General features: G+C 59.6%; 1 pseudogene. It reads left to right on the top strand.

Annotation, left to right across the window (positions count from 1 at the left end):
* Positions 1-245, top strand: a pseudogene (locus tag RMT89_RS44860) (hypothetical protein); the annotation flags it as partial.

The raw sequence follows: 245 nt of genomic DNA, 5'->3' as shown, positions 1-245 counted from the left end.
CAATCAACTGGCGACTTCGATTGCCAGCTATAACGACGCCATTGCTATTGCTTCAGCCAACGGACGTGCGCCGAACGATCTGCTCGATGCTCGCGAAGAGGCCGTGCGCAAGCTGTCCGAGTTCGTTGGCGTGACCGTGGTGCCACAGGATGACAATAGCTACAACCTGTTCATCGGCTCCGGCCAGCCATTGGTGGTGGGCAGCAATGCTTCGCGCCTGCAGGTTACGCCGGGCCTATCCGACC

The organism is Streptomyces sp. P17 (assembly GCF_032436805.1).
Lineage (GTDB): Bacteria > Actinomycetota > Actinomycetes > Streptomycetales > Streptomycetaceae > Streptomyces.
Note: the sequence above shows the minus strand (reverse complement) of the source record. Positions and strands in the feature narration are given on the sequence as shown.